The organism is Streptomyces hirsutus, from assembly GCF_001418415.1.
GTDB lineage: Bacteria > Actinomycetota > Actinomycetes > Streptomycetales > Streptomycetaceae > Streptomyces > Streptomyces hirsutus.
Map to the genome: position 1 here is coordinate 1 of NZ_LIQT01000741.1, position 2712 is coordinate 2712.

3 protein-coding genes are annotated in these 2712 nt (G+C 72.5%); 1 reads left to right on the forward strand and 2 read right to left on the reverse strand.

Features of this window, described 5'->3' with window-relative positions:
* A partial coding sequence (locus tag AOK11_RS38115; RefSeq protein ID WP_206189017.1) for a phosphoribosyltransferase domain-containing protein occupies positions 1-1112 on the reverse strand: 1112 nt, incomplete at its 3' end.
* A gap of 40 nt (positions 1113-1152) precedes the next feature.
* Entirely contained in the window at positions 1153-2319 is a 1167-nt protein-coding gene (locus tag AOK11_RS38120; RefSeq protein WP_055598181.1) for an HpcH/HpaI aldolase/citrate lyase family protein, read from the reverse strand.
* A 219-nt stretch (positions 2320-2538) separates the two neighbouring features.
* Between AOK11_RS38120 and AOK11_RS38125 the strand changes: the two genes are divergently transcribed.
* The coding region (locus AOK11_RS38125; protein ID WP_167353887.1) for a TerD family protein at positions 2539-2712 on the forward strand (174 nt) is incomplete at its 3' end.

The following is a 2712-nucleotide window of genomic DNA, read 5'->3' on the forward strand; positions in this document are numbered from 1 at the left end:
AGGCCTGCGCGGACACCGGCCTCCCGGGCGGCCGGTGTCCGCGCAGGCCTCTGCGCCAGCTTCCGTTCCAGGGCGTGGGCGAGGCGGAGCGGGGCGTACATCAGTTCCTCGAAACCGAGGACGAGGACGCGGCGGGCGCCGTCGGGCAGCACGTCGGCGATCCGGCCGGCCATGGCGGGCAGGGCGTCGTCCAGGCGGGCGCGGTGCGCGGGCGCGAACCCGTGCCGCCCGCCGTCGGGCAGCCCGTCCGGCCAGCCCAGCTCGACGCGCGCGACCCGGCCGGTCCGCGCCTTCGTCCCGGCCGCCGCCTGCGACGCCGCCTCCGCCTCCTGGCGGGCCACGAGCTCCCGGCCCTTCTCCAGTACGCCCTCCGGGAGCCGTACCGTGCCCGAGAGGGTCGTCACCAGGTCGACCCGGGCGCCGATCCCTCGGGCGAAGTCGTCCAGCCGGCCGGTGTCGGCGGGTGAGCGCATGTCGACCAGGGCGACCACCACGTACCGCCGCCGGGGGTGGCGTGCGTGCAGGTCGCGGATGGTGTTCAGGATCGTGTTGCCGGTGGAGAACTCGTCGTCGACCAGGACCAGCGGCCCGTCCCCGGCCAGCAGCCCGGGGTCCTCGGGGAGCAGCAGGTGCGAGGTGGCGTGGGAGTGGGACTCCTCGAAGCCGCCCGCCGTGGCGACCCCGGGGACCGGGCGGCGGGTGGAGTGCAGGCAGGGGGCGACGCCCAGGCCGTCGGCGACCGAGTGGCCGAGGCCGGTGGCGGTCTCGGCGTACCCGAGGACCACCGCCCGGTGCGCCTGCTCGCCGAGCAGTTCGCGGACCCGGCGGCCCAGGGCGAGGCCGTGGCCGTACACGACGGCGGGCGACTGCGGTACGTGCTTGCCGAGGACGTGGGACACCAGCAGATGCGCCCGCTTGGGGTTGCGGCGCAGCGCCAGCCCGAGCAGCCCGGTCAGCCGGTCGTCGCCCGCCAGCTCGACGCCCAGCCGCTCGGCGACCCAGCTCCCGGACCAGACGCCCCCGGCGGGTATGCCCCCGGCCGGTATGTCCCCGCCGGTCGGCGATCCGTCGCGCGCCTCGCGGCGCACTCCCTCGTTCACTGCCTTCTCCATGAATTCCTTGCCGTCGGTCGGGTCGGTCAGGTCGGTCGGGTCACTTGGCCAGGCCGGCCGCGAGCAGCTCCACGAACCCGATGTCCTCGTTCGCGACGCCGAACACCTCGGCGCGCAGCAGGGTCCGCTCGGCCCAGGCGCGGTGCGGCTTCACCTCGTTCATCTTGTTCGTGTACGCCGACCTCATGACACCGCCGCCGCCGCGTTCCGGCCGCAGGATGTCCTGGGCGTCGCTGTACTCCTCGTGGCTGACGACGGACAGCGCGTGCACGGGCAGGACGTGGGAGGGGTGGATGCAGGTCTTGCCCTGCAGTCCGTTGGCCCGGTCCAGGGAGATCTCCCGCAGCAGGCCGTCCATGGCGTGCTCGATCAGCGACTGGCGCAGCTCCACGGCCTGCACCTCGAGGAACGGGCTCTGCCGCAGCTGCGGCTTGAACATGCGCTCCTGGACCCGGAAGTACTCCCAGACCGGCCCGGTCACGGTGAATCCGGTGCCGTCGACCCGGGCCAGCATGTTCACCACGTCGGCGATCACGGAGGCGACGATCTGGAGGTCGTAGGCCGTCATGTCGGGCCCGCGGCGCAGCCCGTACGGGGAGCAGAAGTCGGTCACGCCGAGGCGCAGGGCGAGGACCCGGTCGCGGTACTTGTCGACCGCGCGGAGGATGCCTTCGAGGGTCTCCACACGGCTCTCGCGGTAGAGCAGTTCCGGCGACTCCAGCACCGGCATCGCGAAGAGGCGGTGGCCGCCGGTGGCCTCGGCCACGGTGAGGGCCTCGAGGAAGGGCATGCCGCGTTCCTCGGTGAACTTCGGCAGGACGAACCCGGACAGCAGCCCGAGGGCGGGGCCGAGGCGCCGGACGAGGTCGGGTATCTGCTCGGGGGTGCGGACCCGGATGAACAGCAGCGGCAGATCGGCCCCCGGCCGGCCGGCCAGGTCGGCGAACTGGGCCACGAGGTTCTCCTCGCCGGCGGCCACGTCGCCGTCGCCTATGGAGTCCTCGAGGCACAGCACCATCGAGACCACGCCGTTCCCGGCCTGCTTGACGATGTCGTCGGCGAGCCGGGGGCGGGTCGCGGGGCTGTACAGCGTGGCGCCGAGGGCCATGGAGAGCAGACGGGCGGGCGACTCGGCCGTGAACAGGCCCGGCTCCCGGTAGAAGAGACGTTTCCGCACCGCAGGGGTGATCTGTCCGAAATGATGCATTGAACTCCCCCGGGACCGTTGGGCATGCTGAGGAACGACTGGCTGAGGAATGACTGTGGAATGTCGGAAGGTGGCCGGTAATAGTACGTACGTATCGATGTCGGCGGTTCCCGCCGGGCGTGAACTTCGGGTGACCCGGTCATGTCGGTGCCGGGCGGCGTCGGCGCGCACCGGCACCCCGCATTGTCGTGACCAGGACGGAGAGGGCAGGATGACCGCATGACGCACGCCATGCTGAAGGGGTCGAACGTCCCGCTCCGGACCACCACGGTACGCGCAGTCCTGCGCTGGTCGCCCGGCCAGGGGGTACCCGACGTGGACGCGTCCGCTCTGCTCCTCGGGCTCGACGACCGGGTCCGGTCGGACGAGGACTTCGTCTTCTACAACCAGCCC

What these genes read in the sequence shown, in the direction of transcription:
- AOK11_RS38120 (WP_055598181.1), bottom strand. Translation starts at nt 2,319, where the DNA reads ATGCATCATTTCGGACAGATCACCCCTGCGGTGCGGAAACGTCTCTTC.